The sequence below is a fragment of the Thiorhodovibrio litoralis genome, from assembly GCF_033954455.1.
Lineage (GTDB): Bacteria > Pseudomonadota > Gammaproteobacteria > Chromatiales > Chromatiaceae > Thiorhodovibrio > Thiorhodovibrio litoralis.
Window position 1 is genome coordinate 4,275,008 of sequence record NZ_CP121473.1, and the last position, 20,312, is coordinate 4,295,319.

Sequence of the window (20,312 nt, forward strand, 5' to 3'; positions counted from 1 at the left end):
CGCGCAGCCTTGCCCGGGAAAAACGCCGCTAATTGATCCGGGGCAATTTGACCCGGGTCAATCGACGGCGACTCAACAGAGCGCGAACCCCCATCTCCCCAATCCCTGTCACCAACCCGGCGACCAATACGCAAGTGCGCCGCAATGCCGCGCTGCTGCAATGCGAAAACGCAATCGAATACTTAATTGCCATTTCGCGCGAATAACCCAGAAAAACACTAATGAATCGCATGGTTTCAATTTAGCTAACAAGCGACGGCGATCCTGGACACCTGAGCAAAATCGGTCTATAAGTAATATAGCACATAAGCATATTAGTACCTTCGCATATTCTGACAGACTAAACAGGCAAATCCCGCAGGCGACAGAGGTAGGGCAGCGCGCATGAACATCGAACAACAGCCATTCTTGAATGCAGCAACGCAGGACGCGGTCGCGCCCGCCCACGCAGACGGCCAGGCAAAGAGTCCGGTAAAGAGCCCCACGCAGCGAATTTCGGACAATCTCGCCGAGCACCTCGATCTGCACGACATCAGCCGTCGTCGGTTCCTGCAGTTCGCCACCACCATCACCGCGGCCATGGGCCTGCCGGCGGCCATGTCCGGAAAAGTGCTTGCCGCAGTTGAGCAAAACGCCGCTAGCCCGGCGCGCCCGCCGGTGATCTGGCTGCATTTTCAGGAATGCACCGGCTGCACCGAGTCCCTGCTGCGCGCCACCCATCCCACGGTCGAGGGGCTGATCCTTGATCTGATCTCGCTCGATTACTCCGAGACCCTGCTCGCCGCCGCTGGTCATCAAGCAGAGCAGGCACTGCACAACTCGCTCGAGAAGAACAAGGGCAACTTCATTCTGGTGGTCGAGGGCTCGGTGCCCACGGCCGGTGACGGCAACTTCTGCAAGGTGGCGGGCAAGATTCCGCAGCAGATGCTGCGCGAGATCGCTCCGCATGCGGCCGCGGTGATTGCGATTGGCTCCTGCGCCTCCTGGGGTGGTGTGCAGAGCGCGGCGCCCAATCCGACCGGAGCGATTGGCATTCATGACGCGCTGAGCCTCTATGGCATCACCAAGACCGATGGCATGCCACTACCTGTCATCAATCTGCCCGGCTGCCCGGCCTCGCCCTACAACATTCTTTCGACGGTTCTCTACTACCTGACGCTCAATCAGCTGCCCGAGCTCGACGCCAAGAATCGGCCAAAGTTCGCCTACGGACGTTTGATTCACGAGAACTGCGAGCGCCGTCCGCACTTCGACGCCGGGCGCTTTGCCGAGGAATATGGCGACGACGGCCATCGCCATGGCTGGTGCCTGTACAAGCTCGGCTGCAAGGGACCAGAGACCTACGCCAACTGTCCGGTGATCGAGTTTGGCGATGTCGGCGGCAACACCTGGCCGGTCGGCATTGGCCATCCCTGCTTTGGCTGCTCCGAGCAGGGAGTGGGCTTTAACAAGCCGCTGCATGAGCAGGCCGAGAATGTCTCGGTCGCCTCACCGTCCATCTTCCCCGGAATCATTACCGAGCACCCGGGTGGGGTCACCATGACCTCCGCCGCGGTGGCCGGCGCTATTGGCGGCGGCGCCCTGGTTTATGCGCTCGGCGCCAACAGCAAGCTCAAGGCGCTTGAGGAGGCCGAGGCCCAAAACAGCGCCCAGCAAGCTGCACAGAACAAGTCATCCGAAGTCAGTGATGCCTAGCAAGGAGGTACACCCATGAACATCGATCGTCGTCAGTTTTTCAAAGTCATGGCCGCCGGTAGCGCGGTCGCCGTGGGTGCTTCTCCAGTGCAGGCCCGCCCGTGCAAGACCCTGCCGCCCGATGCCATCGGCATTCTCTACGATGCCAACCTGTGCATCGGCTGCAAGGCGTGCGAGCATGCGTGCAAGGATGCCAATGACATGCCCATCAGCGGCAATGGCCCCATCGATCAGGCGCATGGCGTCCAGGGTGCCTGGGATGGCGACGACGACCTGAACGGTCGCACCATGAATAAGATCAAGGCCTATGTGGCCGAGGGCAGCCGCACCGCTCTCGAAGATCCGGATGCCAGCTTCATCAAGCGCGCCTGCATGCACTGCATCGACCCGGACTGCGTCTCCGCCTGTCCGGTCAGCGCCCTGACCAAAGACACCTTCACCGGCATCGTCAGCTACAACCCGGACGCCTGCATCGGCTGCCGCTATTGTCAGCTCGCCTGCCCGTTTAATATCCCGAAGTTCCAGTACGACAAGACTTTCCCGCAGATCGTCAAATGCCAGATGTGCGCCCCGCGCATCGCCGAGGGCGAGATCCCGGCCTGCTGCGACGCCTGCCCAACAGGTGCGAGCCTGTTCGGTCGCGTCGAGGACTTGCGCGTGGAAGGTCACCGTCGGCTCGCCATGCAGCCCGGCGAGCGCGTGGAATTTCCGCTCAATCAACTCGGCGGCAAGACCCGCGAGGCTGAGGCAAAGAAATACCTACCACACCTTTATGGTGAGACCGAGAGCGGCGGCACCCAGTATCTGATGGTGGCCGGCGTACCCTTCGAAGAACTTGGCATGCCACCGGTGGGTGACGAGTCCCGCGCGCGGCTATCCGAGACGCTGCAGCACACCCTCTACAAGGGCATGGTCGCCCCCGGCTTGCTGCTGGGCGGTCTGGTCTACGCGGCCTATCAGCACACCAAGGAAGACCGGGAAGATCATCCCGAGCATGAAACGTCCTTAACGGACGAGCGCGACCCGAAACCGGAGAGCCGTGATGACTGAGGCATTCCGCCCGCTCGGCGGTAAGCTGCTGACCCGGCATTTCTATTTCATGGGAGTGCTGGTGTTGATATGCGGCTATTTTCTGGTGCGCCGCTTTGTCTTTGGTATCGGGGATGTCTCGCATCTGAGCGACGGCTTCCCCTGGGGCCTGTGGATCACCTATGACGTGGTCACAGGCACCGCCATTGCCTGCGGCGGTTATGCCATGGCGCTGCTGGTCTACGTGTTCAACCGCGGGCAGTTCCACCCGATGATCCGCGTCGCCCTGCTGACCAGCGTCTTTGGTTATACGCTGGCCGGCGCCTCCATCGTGGTGGATGTGGGCCGCTACTGGCAGCTGTATAACGTCTTTTTGCCGCAGTACATCAATCTCAACTCCGTGATGCTGGAGGTCGCGCTCTGCGTCACCCTCTACACCCTGGTGTTGTGGATTGAGTTCTCCCCGGCCATCCTGGAGGCGATGAAGGCGAACCGGCTGCTGCGCTTCATGCGCCATATCCTGTTCTTTTTCATTGGCGTTGGCATTCTGCTGCCGACCATGCACCAGTCCTCGCTCGGCTCACTGCTGTTGATTGCCGGCTACAAGGTGCATGACCTGTGGCAGACGACCATCATCCCGCTGCTGTTTTTGATCACCGCCATCACCATGGGCTATGGCATCGTGGTGTTTGAGTCGCTCTATGCCTCGGTGAATCTCGGGCGCAAACTCGAAACGCCAATGCTCGCCAAGATCAGCGCCATCATCCCTTGGCTGCTAGGTGCTTATCTGGTGCTACGCATCGGCGACCTGTTCCTGACCGGTAACATCCGCGCCATTGCCGAGCCCGGCTTCGAGCCCTGGCTGTTCCTGGTCGAGATCGCGCTCTTCGTCTTCGCCATCGTGACTCTGGCCGACAAGTATCATCGCACCCGCCCGACCATTCTGTTCTGGAGCTCGCTCGCAGTGGTGCTCGGTGGCGCGCTCTATCGCTTCGACGCCTTCATGATCGCCTTCGACCCCGGCCCCGGCTGGCATTACTTCCCGTCGGTGGGCGAGATGAGTATCACCCTCGGCATCGTCGCCTTCGAGATCATGGCCTATCTGTTCTTCGTGAAGAAGACGCCAATCATGGCCACCGAGCACTAACCCAAACCCTGTTATCAGGCCGCGCCCAATACCGCTGAGCGAATTCCAAGGAGACACCACAGGTGAGCATCAACCGCATAACAGTCGATCCCGTGACGCGCATCGAAGGGCATCTGCGCGTCGATTGCGATATCCAAGACGGCAAGGTCGTCAATGCCTGGTCGAGCGGCCAGATGTGGCGCGGCATCGAGACCATTCTCACCGGGCGCGACCCGCGCGATGCCTGGCTCTATACCCAGCGCATCTGCGGTGTCTGCACCACGGTGCATGCCATTGTCTCAGTGCGCGCGGTGGAGAATGCGCTGGACATGGAAATCCCGCTCAATGCCCAGTTGATCAGAAACATCATCATGGCCGCCCACGGCATCCATGACCATATCGTGCATTTCTATCACCTCTCGGCGCTGGACTGGGTGGATGTGGTCTCGGCGCTGAGTGCTGATCCGAAACAGACCGCGCAACTGGCCCAGAGCCTGTCGAACTGGCCGAACAACAGCGCCGATCACTTCGCCCAAGTGCAGGCGAAGGTGAAGAAGTTCGTCGAAAGTGGCCAGCTTGGTATCTTTGCCAACGGCTACTGGGGCCATCCGGCCATGATTCTGCCGCCCGAGGCCAACCTGATGGCCGTGGCCCATTATCTGGAAGCATTGGAGTACCAGCGCAAGGCGAATCAGATCACCGCGATTCTTGGCGCCAAGACCCCGCATATTCAAAATCTCGCCGTCGGCGGCGTGGCCAACCCGATCAACCCCAATGAGCAATCCGCGCTCAACATGGAACGCCTGGCCTACGTCAAGACGCTAATGGATGAGATTAAAGGTTTCATCCGCGAGGTTTATCTGCCCGATGTCACCGCCATCGCCGCGCTCTATGCCGATTGGCTGCCCTATGGCGAGGGCGTAACCAATTATCTCTCAGCGCCCGATTTCCCCAAGGACGGCAAGGGCACGGAATTCGCCATGCCCGGCGGCTACATCCCCAATGGCGATCTGAGCCAATTTCATCAGATCACCCATTTCGGTGATCCCTTCTTCGAGCAGAACGTCAAGGAAAGCATCAAGCATGCGTGGTATGACGGCGACTGGACGCGCTCGCCCTATCAGGAAGACACCATCCCGAAATACACCGATTTCGACGAAAACGGCGCTTACTCTTGGGTAAAGGCACCCAGCTTTGCCGACAAGCCCGCCCAAGTCGGCCCGCTGGCCAATGTGCTGGCCATGGTCGCGGCTGGCGATGAGCGCACCAAGCATTATCTGGATGTCGCCATGCAGCGCATCGGTGCCATCACCCGCTCGGAGGTTCCGCTTAAGGTGCTGCACTCCACCCTCGGCCGCCATGCCGCGCGCTGCGTGCGCACCCAGGTGCTCTACGATATGCTGGAGGACAACTACAACGCACTCATCAGCAATATCGCCAGTGGCGACATGACCACCTTCAACCCGCCGACCTTCCCCAAGGGCGAGCAAATGGGCTTTGGCTTCCACGAGGCCCCGCGCGGCATCCTGTCGCACTGGATCGTGATCGAGAATGGCAAGATCAAAAACTACCAGGCGGTGGTACCATCGACTTGGAACGCCGGACCGCGCAACCAGAACGACGAGCAGGGCCCCTACGAGGCATCTTTGATGGACAATCCAATCCTGGTCGAAGAACAACCTCTTGAGGTGCTGCGCACCGTGCACTCCTTCGACCCCTGCCTGGCCTGCGCCATCCATCTGCACGACAACCAGGGCCGCGACATCGTTCGTGTCAACACCAACCTCTGATTTGGCCTCCCAACCAGGACCAGCCGCCGAGCCCGATGCACTCATCATCGGACTCGGTAACCTCCTGCTCAGCGACGAAGGCGTCGGCATCCATGTCCTGCGCCGGCTCGAACAAGGCTTTGCCTTCACTCCCAAGATAGAGCTGGTCGACGGCGGCACCACAGGTCTCGACCTGCTTGAGCTGTTCCGTCAGCACGACTACATCCTGCTGCTCGACGCCCTGTTCGCACCAGAGGGCGCGCCCGGAGACATCCAGATCCTGCGCAACGACGCCATCCTCGCCGCCCTGTCGAAAAAGCTGTCCATGCATCATCTCGGCATCAGTGACGTGCTGGCCCTGACGCGACTGCTCGACTACCGCCCGCAAGAAATCGCCCTGCTTGGCGTGGTGCCGGAAAACCTCGAGCTCGGCACCGAGCTGTCCGCGCCGGTTGAACGCCAGCTCCCCGCCATTTTGTCCAGCGTCGAAGCAATTCTTCGCGACTGGCACATCAGGATGCAGCCGCGCCAGCCCGGCGTTGCTACCCCCTCCCCGACCGGCACCGCGCTCTTTCGCGGTGACGCCGCTGGCTCGGATTGACCGCGACGACAAAATCAAGCAGTCGAGCCCCCGCGCAGCTCCTCGACCAGTCTAAGAAGACTGGAGAGTTCCGCACATTCTCTGGCCGTTACCAGTGGTAACATTCTTGCTTTGGCAAGCGCCGCGGGCTCACCACGCTGATGCGCGCGCCGCGATAAAAATTCCGGCCTGAGGTACCTGATGCAGCACAAACAACTGGACGAGCCCCAGAGTGCAGCGGACTTGGGTCCCTGGCAATGGAAAGTGGCGGCCCTTTCAGCAGTGGTCGAGCATAGCGACGCCATTGTGGTGGTCAAGGACCTGGACCTGCGGGTCGTGGCCGCGAACGCCGCCTTTGCCAGCGTAGCCGGGAAGCCCTCGGTCGAGTCGCTGATCGGCAAGACCGATGCCGAGATCTTTGATGTTTCCCCGGATACTGAGCCGGTGCGCACCTACATGGCCGATGAGCGCGCCGCCCAGCGCCTGCCTGCAGGCGAGGTCATCGTGCGCGAAGAGCCCGTCATGGCGCACGACGGCAGCACACGCTACTACCTGACCAAAAAGCACCCGATCTTCAGCCCCCAAGGCGAGCTCGTGGGCACGGGCAATATCTCGGTCGACATCACCGAACGCCACGAGCTTGAAGACCAGCTGCGCGCCAGCAATGAGGCCCTGACCAAGGCCGTGACCCGAGCAGAAGCCGCGGCCGAGGTGAAAAGCGCCTTTCTCGCGCGCATGAGCCACGAAATCCGCACCCCGATGAACGGCGTTCTCGGCCTGGCGGAACTGGCCCTGCGCCGCCCGTTGGATGACACCACGCGCCAATACCTGCAAGAACTGCATCAATCCGGCGAGCAGTTGCTTGGCATTCTCAATGACATTCTCGATCAGTCGAAGATCGACTCCGGCGAGCTCAGCCTGGAGAGCGTCCCCTTCGACCGCGAGGCGCTGTTCGAGAGCGAACGCTCTCTGTTCGCGCCCATGGCCCAGAGCAAAGGCTTGCAGCTGGTCTCCTCCTGTGATCCGGCCGTGCCACGCTGGCTGATCGGCGATCCTCTGCGCCTGCGCCAGGTCTTATCCAACCTGCTGAGCAACGCGATCAAGTTTACCGAACACGGCGAAATCAGCCTGTGCCTGCAATGCCTGGAGCAGAGCGAGGATGCGGTGCGACTGCGCTGGTCAGTGGGCGACACCGGCATCGGCATGGATCAGGACACCCAGGCACGGCTGTTTCAGCCTTTCACCCAGGGCGATAATTCCATCGCGCGTCGCTTCGGCGGCACCGGGCTGGGCTTGAGCATCAGCCGCCATCTGGTCGAGCGCATGGGCGGGCGGCTGGAGATCGAAAGTACTCCCGAAGTCGGCAGCCGCTTCTCCTTCGAGATCAGCCTCGTTCCGACCCAGGCGCCAAGTGAGTTCGCCAGCGCCGACTCCTCCGCCAGCCGCGCAGCAAACGCCGCCGACCTGGACCTGCGCGGGCGGCGCATCCTGGTCGCCGAGGATCAGCCCATCAACCAGCGCATTATCCACGACATGCTGTGCTTGTTCGGCGCCGAGGTCACGCTGGCGCCGAACGGTCGCGAGGCACTGCAGCGTCTGGCCGAGAGCGACTTCGACCTGGTGCTGATGGACATCCAGATGCCGGAGATGGACGGCCTGAGCGCCACCGAGCAACTGCGCAATAACCCTGCCTGGGCCAAGCTGCCGGTCGTTGCGCTCACCGCCGGCGTCACCACCACCGAGCGCGAGCGCATCCGCACCGCCGGCCTCAGCGACCTACTGGCCAAGCCACTGCGATTGAGCGAGCTGAAAAGCATACTCGGGCGCTGGTTGCCGTCCGCGGTGAGCGGCGCCGGGAGCGAGCCAGGCCCGAGCTCGATCAGTCCAGATCCGCCAGCCGCGACCCCGTCATTCAACACTGAGGCAGAAAGCGCCGCAGCCGACGTCGACCTCGAGCACCTTTTCGCGCTGCTCGGCGATCGTGCCGAGTGCAACGAGTTGCTGCGCGACTTTGCGCAATCCTCGAGCCTCGATATGGACGCCATCACCGCTGCCCTCGGAGCCGAAAACCGCTCCGAAGCCCGCGCCATCGCCCACCGCCTGCGCGGCGCTGCCGGCAATGTTGGCGCCAATCGGCTCAGTGCCGCAGCCGATCGCCTGGAAAAGGCGCTCGATGCTGGTCAGACGACTTATCAAGACATCCTGACCGACCTGCGCGCAGCCCATAAAGCCGCGGTTGCAGAGATTGCGCGAAGCTGCGGGGATGATTGACGTGTCATCGCTTCCCTCTCCAGACCCGCCTCGCGAAAATCCCGAAATCGACAGGAATGATCATCGCGCTCTGATCATCTCGATCCAGGTTGTCGCGGGATCTTAAGCGGCACCCGACTCGCTCTGCGCAGGCGTCTCCTCTGTGCGCGCCATCGGCTCAGCCACCCGGCCGAGATCTTCCGGCACCTCCTCACGCACCAGGGCATAGCCGCCGCCGCGGGCGTTGTCGAGCAGGATATCGACTTCCTCGGTCGCGAGATCCAGCGCGCTCAGGGTTTCGGCAGCCAGGCGCAGGCTGGCTTCCACCGCTTCAGGGAAGGCACGGGTGGCGCCGGCGCGCAGCAACGCATCGCAGGTTGTCAAATCGCGCGCGCGGGCGACGATTTTCACCCCGGGGGCATAGGCGCGGATCAGCTCGGTCGCTTTAATCGCGGCGCGCTGGTCGTCGATGGTCAGCACCACCAACTCGACCTGCTCGATATCCACCGCCTCGAGCAGGTGCGGGTCGCCCATGTCGCCGAAATACACGGGGCACCCCTCGCGACGCCAGTTCGCAACCAGCTGTGGGCTGGACTCGAAAGCAATGTACGGAATACCGTTCCCGGACAAAATGGCGCCGATGGTATGCCCCACCCGCCCAAAGCCGCCGATCACCACCCGCGGCGGCCCTTGGTCTGCGCGATTCGACTCCAGCCGCAGGGATGGATCGACATCGCCTTCGCGATCCGGCGCCAGGCGCGCCAGCCCTTCGCCGAGCTTCACCAGCAGCGGGGTCAGCAGCATGCTGACCGAAATCACGCCGACCACCAGCACAAAGGTGCGGTCGTCGATCATCTCCAGCGCCTTGGCTGCGCCGAACAGCACAAACCCGAACTCCCCGGCCTGAGACAGCAAAAAGGCCACCCGCACCGCCGCGGCGCGGGTGATGCCGAACAGCAGGCAGAGGACAAACAGCACCAAGATTTTGATCGCCAGCAGACTGCCCAGGTGCATGGCGAAGCGCTCAGGCTGCTGGGCCAGCACACCAATATCTACGGACATGCCGACGGCCACAAAGAACAGACTCATCAAGAGCCCTTTGTGGGGCTCGACCAATGCCTGAATCTGCAGGTTGTAGCGCGAGCCCGACAGCATCACGCCCATCAGAAAAGCACCGAGCGCCATCGACAGACCGGCAGTTTTCATTGCGAAGGCAGCCAGAAAGACCGAGGCCAGCACCACCAGGAAGAAGGCATCGCGATTGCCCTGGTGCATCAGTCGCTCAAGCAGCCAGGGCACCAGGTAGCGCCCGACCAGGATCACGGCGCCGACCAGCAGTGCCACAATGGCGAGCTGCTCCCACAGCGGAATCTCAACCGGCAGCGGCCCGACATCCGCCAGCACGGGGATCATGGCCAACAGGGGCACCACGGCCAAGTCCTGCATCAGCAGGATGGCAAAGGCCGTCTGCCCGTGATGGCTGGCGATCTCCGCACGTTCCTGCAGCAGCTGCATCACCAACGCTGTCGAGGACAAGGCCAAACTCATGCCGAGCAGAAGCGCTGTTGACCAATCGGGTTGAAACAGCCGGAAATAGGCCGCCAAACAGCCGCCGCTGATCAAAACCTGCAGGGACCCGAGGCCAAAAAGCGTGCGGCGCATCTCCCATAGCCGCCCGGGGTGCATTTCAAGCCCGATGACGAACAACAAAAGCACCACACCGAGTTCGGCGAAGTGGCGCAGGTCTTCAACGTCGCTGGTAATGGACGGGCCCGGGGTATGGGGGCCGAGCAAAATGCCGGCGACCAAGAGACCGAGAATCGAGCCGAGGCCGAAATGCCGAAACAAGGCCACGGCTGTCGCTGCCACGACGAGCAGCAAGACGGCTGAAGAGACAAAAGATTCCGGGTCCATTAGGTGCTCGGATGTTGGCTCAGATACTGGCTGAAATAGTGGCTCGGATCGGAGTCCGATAGTGGCCGGGGAGTTGGCGGATTGCCCTCTAACGCTCGCGCCGTCGGGCGCTCAGCCTCTGATTGCGCTGAATCAGAGTCATCAGAGGCCCGGAGATTGCAAAGGCAAGAAAGAGCGCGAACAACACGATGGGCGGATCAAGCACCACCAGCGCAAAGCCAAGCATCACAGCCACCATGACCACGAATGGCACACGACCATGGACATCCAGTTCCTTGAAGCTGTGGTAGCGAAAATTGCTCACCATGAGCAATCCGGCCCCAGCGGTCATCGGCACGGCCAGCCAGCCGAGATAAGCGCCCGCGAGTGCGTTGTCCGTGCCGATCCAGACCGCCCCGGCCAGGATGGCAGCAGCGGCAGGACTCGGCAGGCCCTGAAAATAGCGCTTGTCAGCCACGCCGATCTGGGTGTTAAAGCGCGCCAGACGCAACGCGGCGCCTGCGGTGTAGACAAAGGCCGCCAGCCAGCCCAGCTTGCCAAGCCCAGTCAGCGCCCAGTTGTAGACCACCAGTGCCGGCGCCACCCCAAAGGCGACCATGTCCGAAAGGCTGTCGTATTCAGCGCCAAAATCGCTCTGGGTGTTGGTCATGCGGGCGATGCGCCCGTCGAAGCCATCGAACAACATGGCGGCGAAGATGCCCAGGGCGGCGGCCTCAAAGCGGCCCTGATCGGCTGCCAGAATGGCGAAGAAACCGGAGAACAGCGCTGCCGTGGTGAACAGATTCGGCAGCAGATAGATGCCCCCGCGCCGCGGTGGTTTGTCGTTTTCTGGTTGCATGGCCCGTTGGAAAGCGGTGATTGAAGACTCTAGAGACTGCAAAGTATGCAGGATTGTGGGCGCTCTGACATCCACGCTTGCTGGTCGAATTCCTCACTTCTCAACCACGCAGTGCCGGCCGACATCAAATCTTTACTTGGCGCACCCGCCCCACTCGCGTTTTAATGGCGCCTGTCAGGGTCGCGCCCGCCGCCGGTGGACGCAATCGTCGAATGATCGAGGCCAAGCAATGGATTCCCCCGTACTATGACCATGCAACGCCCCCGCCCGAGCCTGCCCAGCAACGATAAGCGCTGGAAGCTCGTCAATGCCACCATGCGCCGTTCCGGCTACGCCGAGCATGCGCTGATCGAGGCGCTGCACAGCGTGCAGGATGCCTTTGGTTATCTGGATGAGGATGCGATGATGTTCGTCGCCGACTCGCTCGACCTGCCGCTGAGCAAGGTCTATGGCGTCGCGACCTTCTATCATCTGTTCATGCTCAAGCCGCAGGGGCGCCATAGCTGCGTAGTCTGCACCGGCACCGCCTGCTACATTCAGGGCGCGGGTGCGCTGATCGAGGGGCTGGAACAGCACTTCGGCGTCAATCCGAGCGAAACGACCGAAGATGGCGCCCTGTCGGTCATGACCGCGCGCTGCGTCGGTGCTTGCGGGTTGGCACCCGCGGTGGTGATCGACGGACAGGTCTCGGGCAAGCTCGACAGTGATGCACTTAACGCCAAGCTCGCCGAGAAGATCAAGCAGGAGATCGCGCAATGAATGTCGATGATCTCGAAGAACTCGCCAACAAGCATCGCGACGAAAACGCCACGGTCAAGACCGAGATCCGCGTCTGCACCGCCGCGAGCTGCCAGTCCTCGGGTGCGATGCCGGTGCTCGACGCACTCACGCAAGGCTGCACTGAGGATGAACACCCCGGCTGCCGTGTCAAGCAGGTCGGCTGCATGGGCCTGTGCTCTGCCGGCCCGCTGGTGGCGGTCGCGGAGCGCGATGCCTCACTTGATGATGCGAGCATTTATCGCGATGTCACCGCCGCCGATGCACCTGAGATACTGACCGGCGCCAAGACCGGAGCGCCCGTCGAGCGCCTACGCTGCCCCAACGACATGCCGTTTTTTGCCCGTCAGCAGCGCGTGGTGCTAGAAAACTCAGGCGTGGTAGACCCCAACAGCTTTAAGGGGTATGTCGCCCTTGGCGGCTATCAGGCCATGGTGCAGGCACTGACGGAAATGACCCCGGCTGAGGTCATCGCCGAGGTGACCACCAGCGGGCTGCGCGGCCGCGGTGGTGGCGGTTATCCGACCGGCCTTAAATGGTCGACCGTCGCCAAGATGCCAACGCGACAAAAATACGTAATCTGCAACGCCGACGAAGGCGATCCCGGCGCATTCATGGACCGCGCCATTCTCGAGTCCGACCCCCACCGGGTGCTCGAGGGCATGGCGATTGCCGCCTACGCCATCGGCGCCGACAAAGGTTTTGTTTATATCCGCGCCGAGTATCCGCTGGCGGTCGAACGGCTGAAAACCGCCATTCGCAAAGCCAAGCGCGCCGGCTTTCTCGGCCATCACATCTGCGTGACCGAGTTCAACTTCGATATCGAAATTCGCCTTGGCGCCGGTGCCTTCGTCTGTGGCGAGGAAACCGCGCTCATGGCCTCAGTTGAAGGCGGACGCGGTCAGCCGCGCCCGCGCCCACCCTACCCGGCCGAGTCCGGACTCTGGGGCTGCCCGACACTGATCAACAATGTCGAGACATTCGCCAATATCGCCCCCATCGTCCGCGAGGGCGGCAACTGGTACGCTGGCATCGGCACCGAGCGCTCCAAGGGGACCAAAGTCTTTGCGCTCGCCGGTGCCATTCGCAACACTGGCCTCATTGAAGTGCCCATGGGCACCCCGCTGCGCGATATTATAGAGTCCATCGGCGGCGGCATCCCCAACGACAAGGCCTTCAAGGCGGTGCAAACCGGCGGCCCATCCGGCGGCTGCATCCCTGAGTCGCATCTCGACACTCCGGTGGACTACGATAGCCTCAAAACCCTGGGTACCATCATGGGCTCAGGCGGTATGATCGTGATGGACGAGACCTCCAGCATGGTCGAGGTAGCGCGCTTTTTCATGGAGTTCTGCATGTCGGAGTCCTGCGGCAAGTGCATCCCCTGCCGCGCCGGCACCGCGCAGATGCACGAACTGCTCGACCGCATCGCCAAGGCGCAGGCGACACAGGACGACCTCGCGCTACTCGAGGAACTCTGCGAGGTAGTCCAGGCCACCAGCCTGTGTGGACTCGGACAAACCGCACCCAATCCGGTGGTCAGCACCCTGCGCTACTTCCGCGACGAATACGAACAACGGCTGCGCCAGAAAGACGCGGCCTGAATCACAATCGACAACTGACATCGATAGCGAGCGACGAATGGCACTGATTCAATGCCCTGAATGCGAAGGCAAGGTCTCCGACCAGGCCCCGGTCTGCCCTCATTGCGGTTTTCCGCTACGCAGCGACACCGGGTCTTCCTCTAGTTCCTCCTCTGCTCTGGCCGACCCGGCGCACAGCAGCGAAGAAGGATCGGCATCGCCGCAGCTAAGCCCAAACGCCTACCCCGGCAAGCCCTACCACTGGTCGGACCGAATACCTGTCGCCTTTATCCTGTTCTGGGGCGGCATGCTGGTTGGTGTCATGGGTAGCAACGGCGACATGGTCGACAGCCTTCAGGGCAATGGCATTCAGGCGAGCGAGCGCACGCCCATTGGCTGGCTTGCCTGGGCCATGGTTATTGGCGGAGTCATCTGGTTCGTCGGCAAGAACCTGCTTGCGTACCTGCATTACCGCAATTGGAAAATCGACAACCTGCACAAAGAAATGATCGAAGAAGCCGAACAGGCTGAACAAGCGGCCACCGGTCAAAACGCTGGCCAAGATGCTGGCCAAAATTCAGGCAGCGCCGCCTGATGTCGGGCAACGGCCTGATATCGCGCATCGGATGATACCGACTGCCTGATGCCGAGCCGCTGACAGCGAGCCTTTCGCGCTCGCCGACCAGCAAAGACCTTCCATCGCAACCCAGCCCGAAAACCACCAGCCGAGCCGAGCGGAGTCCAGCGCATGCCATTGCCAACGCCAGCCAGCAATGTCCGGGTCGTCACCCTGCGGATCGACGGCCAGGACCTGTCGGCCCGCGAGGATGAAACCATCATCGAGGTCTGTCGGGAAAATCAGATTCCGATCCCCAGTCTGTGCTATCTCGACGGCCTGTCGATTCTTGGCGGCTGCCGCCTGTGCCTAGTCGAGCTCGAAGGCCAGAACCGCCTGTTCGCCGCCTGCTCGACCCGGGTCGCCGAGGGCATGCATGTCATCACCAACACCGAGCGGCTGCAGCGCTACCGGCGCACCATCGTCGAGCTGCTCTTCGCCGAGCGCAATCATGTTTGCTCGGTATGCGTCTCCAACGGCCACTGCGAGCTGCAGAATCTCGCCCAAGGCTGTGGTGTCAATCACGTCCACATGCCTTATCGCTATCACCAGTATCAGGTCGACAGCTCTCATGAGATGTTCCGCGTCGACCACAACCGCTGCGTACTCTGCACAAGGTGTGTGCGCGTCTGCGACGAAATCGAGGGCGCTCACACCTGGGACATCATGGGCCGCGGCAGCGACTGCCAGGTGATCACCGACATGGCCCGCCCCTGGGGCGATAGCACCACCTGCACCAGCTGCGGCAAGTGCGTGCAAGTCTGCCCGACCGGCGCACTGGTCAAGCAGGGCACTTCTGCCGGGGAAATGGTCAAAGATCAGAGCTTCCTGCCGATTCTTGCCCGCCGGAGACACCAGCGATGAGCGCATCCGCCACCAAAATCACGGTCGCCACCACCTGGCTCGACGGCTGCTCAGGCTGCCACATGTCCTTTCTCGACATGGACGAGCGGCTGGTGGCCTTGGCCGGTCAGATCGACATGGTCTATAGCCCGCTGGTCGATGCCAAAGAGCTACCCGAGCAGGTCGATCTTGGCATCATTGAGGGCTCGGTCAGCAACGATGACGACTTCGAGAAGGCCAAGGCCTTTCGCAAGCATTGCAAGTTTCTGATCAGCCTCGGCGACTGCGCGGTCAATGGCAATGTCCCGGCGATGCGCAATGCGTTCAAGCTCGATGCCGTCATTGAGCGCGCCTATCGGGAAAATGTCGATATCAACCCGCAGATTCCGACCGAGGGGGTTCCGCGCCTGCGCCAGACCGTGCTGCCGCTGCATGCCGTGGTGCCGGTGGATCTCTACGTACCAGGCTGCCCGCCGCCAGCAGATGCCATTCATTTTGTGCTGAGCGAGCTGATCGCCGGGCGCACGCCTGACTCCAACGAGCTCACCCGATTCGGTGCCTGAGCTACCGCGACGGCCGATATTCGTTCATTTCCGCCCGTTCCGCGCCATCCAGCCCGCAGCATTCGGAGCTGACATCGACACCGTCAACAGCTATCTCGTCAACCGCCATCCAGCCAAGAGCCGCCGACCATGAGCCGCACCATCACCATTGAGCCGGTCACCCGCATCGAGGGACATGCGCGCATTTCGTTGCAGCTTGCCGACACCGGCGAGGTGGAAGACGCCAAGTTCCACCTGACCCAGTTCCGCGGCTTCGAGAAGTTCTGCGAAGGCCGCCCCTATCGGGAAATGCCGGCGCTAACCGCGCGCACCTGCGGTATCTGCCCGGTCAGCCACCTGCTGGCATCCAACAAAGCCTGCGACGACCTGCTCGCCGTCACCATCCCGCCAACGGCAGAAAAGCTGCGCCAAATCATGAATCTGGGGCAAATCGTGCAGTCGCATGCGCTGTCCTTCTTTCATCTGTCGTCGCCCGATCTGCTGCTTGGCTGGGAGGCCGACCCTAAGACGCGAAATGTCTTCGGCGTCATGCAGCAAGAGCCTGAGCTAGCGCGGGATGGCATCCGCCTGCGCCAGATTGGCCAGACCATCATCGAGATTCTGGGTGGTAAGAAAATCCACCCCACCTGGGTGGTGCCCGGCGGTGTCAGCGAGGCCCTGTCGGAAGAAAAGCGCGACGCCATCCAGGCCATGCTCCCAGACGCCCTGGAAATCGCCAAGCGCACTTACGCCAGCTTCAAAAGCCTGCTGCCAAAGTTCAAGCACGAGGCCGAGAGTTTCGGCACCATGCCGACCCTGTTTCTGAGTCTGGTTTCCGAGACCGGCCAGCTCGAGCACACCACCGGCCTGCTGCGCGTCAAGGACGCCAAGGGCCGCATCATCGAGGACAAGGTCCCGCCGCGCGACTACAAGCGCCTGATCGGCGAGGCGGTGGAGGACTTCAGCTACATGAAGTTCCCCTACTACAGGCCCATGGGCTACCCGCGGGGCATCTATCGCGTCGGCCCGCTGGCCAGGCTGAACAATGCCGATTCCTGCGGCACCCCCTACGCCGATGTCGCCCTGGCCGAATTCCGCACCCTGCAGGAAGACTCGGGGCCAATCACTTCGAGCTTCCACTACCACTACGCGCGCCTGGTCGAAATTATCTTTGCCATTGAGCGCATGCAGCGAATTCTAAAAGAGCCGGATATTCTCGACCACCGGGTGCGCGCCCACGCACGCGGCAACCGTTACGAAGGCATCGGCGTATCCGAAGCGCCGCGCGGCACCCTGATGCACCATTACAAGATCGACGATCATGGCCTCATCACCTGGGTCGACCTGATCATCGCCACCGGCCACAACAACTTGGCCATGAATCGCAGCATCAAGCAAGTGGCCGATACCTATGTCGACGGCAACAAGCTCAACGAAAGCATGCTCAATCGCGTCGAGGCTGTCATCCGCTGCTACGATCCCTGCCTGTCCTGCGCCTCACACGCCTTCGGGCAGATGCCGCTGGTGATTGAGCTGACAGACCCGGCAGGCAAGGTGGTCGACCGACTGGTGCGGGATTGATCCATTCCGCTCGACCGGCCAAGGGCAAACCGGCTCCGAGCCGACCACTGCCAGACCGCTCCGCGTTGGTCATCGGCTACGGCAGCCCAATTCGCGGTGACGATGCCATTGGCCCAATCGTCGCTGACCGGCTGCAACAACAACACCTGCCCGACTGGGTGCGCGTCGAGGCGCGCCACATCCTGACCGCCGAGCTCGCCGCAGACCTGGCTCAGGTTGAGCAGGTGATTTTTCTCGACGCCGCCGTGGATCTGCCACCCGGGGAGCTGCGCCTGCAAGCGCTGCAGCCCGACGCCTCCGCGCTCTCGACCATGGCCCATTTTCACGACCCACGCGAGCTGCTGGCCTGGAGCCAAGGCCTCTATGGCCGGGTGCCTGAGGCCTGGCTGATCACCGCCGGTGGCGCGGACTTCGACTATGGACATTTTCGCCTGAGCGAGACCGCCGCCGCCGCCGTGCAGCCGATGATCGACGCGGTGCTGGAACGACTCGGCATCCAGCAACCCATCACTGACCCCATCACCGACCCCGTCACCGAACACAGCGATGCAAGAAGTTGTTCTGATTGAAGTCACCGGGCGCGACCGCCCCGGTATCACCATGACCCTGACCGAGGCCCTAGCAGGCGACCGGGTGCGCATTCTCGACATCGGTCAGTCGGTCATCCATAACACCCTGGCACTCGGCATTCTGGTCGAACTGCCAGCCGACAGCACCGGCTGCCAGGTGTTTCGCGAGCTGCTGTTCACCGCCCACCGCCTAGGGCTCGATGCGCGCTTCACGCCGATCGAATCCGACGCCTACGAAGATTGGGTGCGCGAGCAGGGCCAGCCACGTCATATACTGACCCTTCTCGGTGCTGTGATTAACGCCGAACAACTCGCCCGCGTCGCCGGGGTCGTCAGCCGTCATGGGCTCAATATCGACCAGATCACGCGTTTGTCTGGTCGCATTTCCCAGCGCGAGAGCGGGGGCGACACGTCCGCCCGCGCATCAGGCATACGCCCCGCCTGCGTGGAGTTCTGGCTGCGCGGGCCGGTGCCCGATATCTCCAGCCTCCATGCCAGCTTTCTGGAGCTTGGCAATCAGCTCGATATCGACATTGCCATTCAGGAAGATGACATCTTCCGCCGCAACCGCCGGTTGGTCTGCTTCGACATGGACTCGACGCTCATCCAGGCCGAGGTGATCGACGAGCTCGCCGCCGCCGCTGGCGTTGGCGAGCAGGTCGCCGCCATCACCGAGCGCGCCATGCGCGGCGAGCTGGACTTCAATGCCAGCTTCCGCGAGCGGGTTGCCTTGCTGAAGGGCCTGGAGGAGTCCGTGCTGGCCGAGATCGCGGCCCGCCTTCCGATTACCGAGGGCGCCGAACGGCTCATCAGCAGTCTGAAAGCCCTTGGCTACCGCATCGCCATTCTCTCTGGCGGCTTCACCTACTTTGCCGAGCATCTCAAACAACGACTTGGCATCGATATCGTTCACGCCAATCCGCTCGATTTCCAGGGCGGCCGCCTGAGTGGAGAGGTCACCGCCCCCATCGTCGACGGTGCCCGCAAAGCCCAGCTGTTGCGCGACATCGCCGCACAGGAAGGCATCCGCCTTGAGCAGGTTATCGCCGTCGGCGACGGCGCCAATGATCTGCCAATGCTCGCCATCGCCGGCCTTGGCATTGCTTTTCACGCTAAGCCGCTGGTCAAGGAACAGGCCAGGCACTCACTGGCCGCCGTCGGCCTCGACGGCATTCTCTACCTGCTCGGCATGCGCGACCGCGACCTCGAGCATTTGCAGCGATAACAGCGATCGCATCATCCAAACGGGATGAATCATCCCTCGGCACAGAGCTTTGCGAGCTGCTCAAGCTCGGCCTGGTCGAATCCGGCCCGGCGGCGGTCGGCGAGATTGACCGGACAGGGAACCCGACCTTTCATGTGCTGGCGTAGCAGGGCGACATAGGTCGAGGCCGGGTCGCACTCACGTTGCTCGCACAGATAAGCAAACCAGTGCGATCCGGCTGCCACATGGCCAACTTCGTCGCGCAGAATAATCCCGAGCGCATCGGCACTGGCATCGTCGCCAACCTGGCGCAAGCGCTCGATCATACCGGGGGTGACATCCAGCCCGCGCGCCTCAAGCCCGCGTGGCACCAGCGCCATGCGCGCGAGCGCATCATCGGCGGTGGCGGTGGCCATCTCCCAGAGTCCGTCGTGGGCGGGGAAATCGCCGTAGTCGAAGCCTAGCGTGCGCAGGCGCTCGCGCATGAGCGCGAAGTGCGAGGCCTCCTCTGCCGCGACCCGCACCCAGTCGTCGTAATACGCGCGCGGCAACCCGGCAAAACGCTGCACGGCATCGAGCGCCAGATTGATGGCGTTAAATTCAATGTGAGCGACAGCGTGCAGCAGCGCGGCACGTCCCTCCGCCGTGCCGAGCCCGCGTCTGGGCAGGTCGCGCGGCGACACAAGCAGCGGGCGCGCCGGACGCCCGACGGACTCGGGCGGGCATGCCGTGGCGGTGTCCTCGACAGCCAGCTCCCCCGCACGCCAGCGCGCCGCCAGCGACTCGGTGGCGCTCAGCTTGGTCTCAATGTCGCACAGCCGCAGCACATCCCGCGCCCCCGCCTGCAGCTTGTTGCTGCAGCCTGGAGATTGTGAAAAATTATCGTGCATCAATCGGATTCATCCGCCCAGGTGATCGGGACCCACGAAGCGCAAAAACACCTGAATCATGGATGACACCATAGAGAAATAGGGGAAAACGCAATTCCAGCGCGTGCCATGATCAGGTATGCTACCAGCATTGATCGAGACCCGTTGTTGACCCAAGTCCGGGAGCGGCCCAGGCCTGATCGCCAAACAGGCTGCATGGTCCGGCTGCGTTACCGGCACCGCGAGGCCTTTGATGAAACTTTGCCCCAAATGCTCAAGCAGCCCCTGGCCCTTCGCCATGGTCGCCATACTGGCCGGCATCATTACCTTCCTGACCTGGCTCATGCTGGGCTTCGCACAGACAAGCCCGCTGGCTCGCACACTCGGCAGCGCAGCGGTTTTTCTCGGCGTAGGCCTGACTCTGACTCAGTACGTGCTGACCTGTCTGCGCCGCCACTGCCCGCATCGGCACCAGGCCAGCGACTGCCACTCTTCAGGCTCGGGCGCATAAGCAAGACTTAGGCGAT

General features: G+C 62.3%; 18 protein-coding genes. 15 read left to right on the forward strand and 3 right to left on the reverse strand.

The window, feature by feature from the left end; all coding sequences use genetic code 11:
* Window positions 1-384 precede the first annotated feature (384 nt).
* From Thiosp_RS19420 to Thiosp_RS19445, 6 genes are all read left to right on the forward strand, one after another.
* Entirely contained in the window at window positions 385-1,695 is a 1,311-nt protein-coding gene (locus Thiosp_RS19420) for a hydrogenase small subunit (protein ID WP_201063903.1), read from the forward strand.
* A 15-nt stretch (window positions 1,696-1,710) separates the two neighbouring features.
* Complete coding sequence (hybA, locus tag Thiosp_RS19425) at window positions 1,711-2,745, forward strand: hydrogenase 2 operon protein HybA (RefSeq protein WP_201063905.1); 1,035 nt, start codon at window positions 1,711-1,713, stop codon at window positions 2,743-2,745.
* Window positions 2,738-3,871: a Ni/Fe-hydrogenase cytochrome b subunit gene (hybB, locus tag Thiosp_RS19430; protein WP_201063913.1), complete on the forward strand. Its 1,134-nt coding sequence runs from the start codon at window positions 2,738-2,740 to the stop codon at window positions 3,869-3,871. The genes hybA and hybB overlap by 8 nt, the downstream gene beginning before the upstream one ends.
* 62 nt (window positions 3,872-3,933) lie before the next feature.
* Window positions 3,934-5,640, forward strand: a complete 1,707-nt coding sequence (locus tag Thiosp_RS19435; RefSeq protein WP_201063916.1) for a nickel-dependent hydrogenase large subunit — start codon at window positions 3,934-3,936, stop codon at window positions 5,638-5,640.
* 1 nt (window position 5,641) lies between these two features.
* Window positions 5,642-6,220: a HyaD/HybD family hydrogenase maturation endopeptidase gene (locus tag Thiosp_RS19440; RefSeq protein WP_207187992.1), complete on the forward strand. Its 579-nt coding sequence runs from the start codon at window positions 5,642-5,644 to the stop codon at window positions 6,218-6,220.
* Between the two features lie 180 nt (window positions 6,221-6,400).
* Window positions 6,401-8,470 (forward strand): PAS domain-containing sensor histidine kinase, encoded by a 2,070-nt coding sequence (locus Thiosp_RS19445; protein ID WP_201063920.1) that lies wholly within the window; start codon window positions 6,401-6,403, stop codon window positions 8,468-8,470.
* A 102-nt stretch (window positions 8,471-8,572) separates the two neighbouring features.
* On the opposite strand, the gene Thiosp_RS19450 is transcribed toward Thiosp_RS19445, so the two are convergent.
* The gene (locus Thiosp_RS19450) at window positions 8,573-10,363 is read right to left on the reverse strand and encodes a cation:proton antiporter domain-containing protein (RefSeq protein ID WP_201063922.1); all 1,791 of its coding nucleotides are present in this window, start codon (window positions 10,361-10,363) and stop codon (window positions 8,573-8,575) included.
* Window positions 10,364-10,451: 88 nt separating this feature from the next.
* Entirely contained in the window at window positions 10,452-11,201 is a 750-nt protein-coding gene (gene pssA / locus Thiosp_RS19455) for a CDP-diacylglycerol--serine O-phosphatidyltransferase (protein ID WP_201063924.1), read from the reverse strand.
* 246 nt (window positions 11,202-11,447) lie between these two features.
* Between pssA and hoxE the strand changes: the two genes are divergently transcribed.
* The 8 genes from hoxE to serB all read left to right on the forward strand — a co-directional run bounded on the left by hoxE (window position 11,448) and on the right by serB (window position 18,937).
* A complete protein-coding gene (gene hoxE / locus Thiosp_RS19460; RefSeq protein WP_201063926.1) occupies window positions 11,448-11,960 on the forward strand; it encodes a bidirectional hydrogenase complex protein HoxE in 513 nt (170 codons plus the stop codon).
* Entirely contained in the window at window positions 11,957-13,582 is a 1,626-nt protein-coding gene (nuoF, locus tag Thiosp_RS19465; protein ID WP_201063927.1) for an NADH-quinone oxidoreductase subunit NuoF, read from the forward strand. The genes hoxE and nuoF overlap by 4 nt, the downstream gene beginning before the upstream one ends.
* Window positions 13,583-13,619: 37 nt before the next feature.
* Window positions 13,620-14,156: a zinc ribbon domain-containing protein gene (locus Thiosp_RS19470; protein ID WP_201063928.1), complete on the forward strand. Its 537-nt coding sequence runs from the start codon at window positions 13,620-13,622 to the stop codon at window positions 14,154-14,156.
* 153 nt (window positions 14,157-14,309) lie between these two features.
* On the forward strand, window positions 14,310-15,041 hold the full coding sequence (hoxU, locus tag Thiosp_RS19475; RefSeq protein ID WP_201063929.1) for a bidirectional hydrogenase complex protein HoxU: 732 nt from the start codon (window positions 14,310-14,312) through the stop codon (window positions 15,039-15,041).
* Window positions 15,038-15,583 carry an NADH-quinone oxidoreductase subunit B family protein gene (locus tag Thiosp_RS19480; protein ID WP_201063930.1) on the forward strand — a complete coding sequence of 182 codons (546 nt, stop codon included), beginning with the start codon at window positions 15,038-15,040 and terminating at the stop codon, window positions 15,581-15,583. The genes hoxU and Thiosp_RS19480 overlap by 4 nt, the downstream gene beginning before the upstream one ends.
* A gap of 129 nt (window positions 15,584-15,712) precedes the next feature.
* Window positions 15,713-17,143, forward strand: a complete 1,431-nt coding sequence (locus tag Thiosp_RS19485) for a Ni/Fe hydrogenase subunit alpha (RefSeq protein ID WP_201063932.1) — start codon at window positions 15,713-15,715, stop codon at window positions 17,141-17,143.
* Entirely contained in the window at window positions 17,140-17,712 is a 573-nt protein-coding gene (locus Thiosp_RS19490; protein WP_323696620.1) for a hydrogenase maturation protease, read from the forward strand. Before Thiosp_RS19485 ends, Thiosp_RS19490 begins: the two co-directional genes overlap by 4 nt.
* The gene (serB, locus tag Thiosp_RS19495) at window positions 17,690-18,937 is read left to right on the forward strand and encodes a phosphoserine phosphatase SerB (protein ID WP_201063934.1); all 1,248 of its coding nucleotides are present in this window, start codon (window positions 17,690-17,692) and stop codon (window positions 18,935-18,937) included. The genes Thiosp_RS19490 and serB overlap by 23 nt, the downstream gene beginning before the upstream one ends.
* A gap of 29 nt (window positions 18,938-18,966) precedes the next feature.
* On the opposite strand, the gene Thiosp_RS19500 is transcribed toward serB, so the two are convergent.
* The gene (locus Thiosp_RS19500) at window positions 18,967-19,806 is read right to left on the reverse strand and encodes a ferritin-like domain-containing protein (RefSeq protein WP_201063936.1); all 840 of its coding nucleotides are present in this window, start codon (window positions 19,804-19,806) and stop codon (window positions 18,967-18,969) included.
* A 232-nt stretch (window positions 19,807-20,038) separates the two neighbouring features.
* Between Thiosp_RS19500 and Thiosp_RS19505 the strand changes: the two genes are divergently transcribed.
* Complete coding sequence (locus Thiosp_RS19505; protein ID WP_201063938.1) at window positions 20,039-20,296, forward strand: hypothetical protein; 258 nt, start codon at window positions 20,039-20,041, stop codon at window positions 20,294-20,296.
* The last annotated feature ends 16 nt before the right edge of the window (window positions 20,297-20,312 follow it).

What these genes read in the sequence shown, in the direction of transcription:
- Thiosp_RS19420 (WP_201063903.1), top strand. Translation starts at nt 385, where the DNA reads ATGAACATCGAACAACAGCCATTCTTGAATGCAGCAACGCAGGACGCG.
- hybA (WP_201063905.1), top strand. Translation starts at nt 1,711, where the DNA reads ATGAACATCGATCGTCGTCAGTTTTTCAAAGTCATGGCCGCCGGTAGC.
- hybB (WP_201063913.1), top strand. Translation starts at nt 2,738, where the DNA reads ATGACTGAGGCATTCCGCCCGCTCGGCGGTAAGCTGCTGACCCGGCAT.
- Thiosp_RS19445 (WP_201063920.1), top strand. Translation starts at nt 6,401, where the DNA reads ATGCAGCACAAACAACTGGACGAGCCCCAGAGTGCAGCGGACTTGGGT.
- Thiosp_RS19450 (WP_201063922.1), bottom strand. Translation starts at nt 10,363, where the DNA reads ATGGACCCGGAATCTTTTGTCTCTTCAGCCGTCTTGCTGCTCGTCGTG.
- pssA (WP_201063924.1), bottom strand. Translation starts at nt 11,201, where the DNA reads ATGCAACCAGAAAACGACAAACCACCGCGGCGCGGGGGCATCTATCTG.
- hoxE (WP_201063926.1), top strand. Translation starts at nt 11,448, where the DNA reads ATGACCATGCAACGCCCCCGCCCGAGCCTGCCCAGCAACGATAAGCGC.
- nuoF (WP_201063927.1), top strand. Translation starts at nt 11,957, where the DNA reads ATGAATGTCGATGATCTCGAAGAACTCGCCAACAAGCATCGCGACGAA.
- Thiosp_RS19470 (WP_201063928.1), top strand. Translation starts at nt 13,620, where the DNA reads ATGGCACTGATTCAATGCCCTGAATGCGAAGGCAAGGTCTCCGACCAG.
- hoxU (WP_201063929.1), top strand. Translation starts at nt 14,310, where the DNA reads ATGCCATTGCCAACGCCAGCCAGCAATGTCCGGGTCGTCACCCTGCGG.
- Thiosp_RS19480 (WP_201063930.1), top strand. Translation starts at nt 15,038, where the DNA reads ATGAGCGCATCCGCCACCAAAATCACGGTCGCCACCACCTGGCTCGAC.
- Thiosp_RS19485 (WP_201063932.1), top strand. Translation starts at nt 15,713, where the DNA reads ATGAGCCGCACCATCACCATTGAGCCGGTCACCCGCATCGAGGGACAT.
- serB (WP_201063934.1), top strand. Translation starts at nt 17,690, where the DNA reads ATGCAAGAAGTTGTTCTGATTGAAGTCACCGGGCGCGACCGCCCCGGT.
- Thiosp_RS19500 (WP_201063936.1), bottom strand. Translation starts at nt 19,806, where the DNA reads ATGCACGATAATTTTTCACAATCTCCAGGCTGCAGCAACAAGCTGCAG.
- Thiosp_RS19505 (WP_201063938.1), top strand. Translation starts at nt 20,039, where the DNA reads ATGAAACTTTGCCCCAAATGCTCAAGCAGCCCCTGGCCCTTCGCCATG.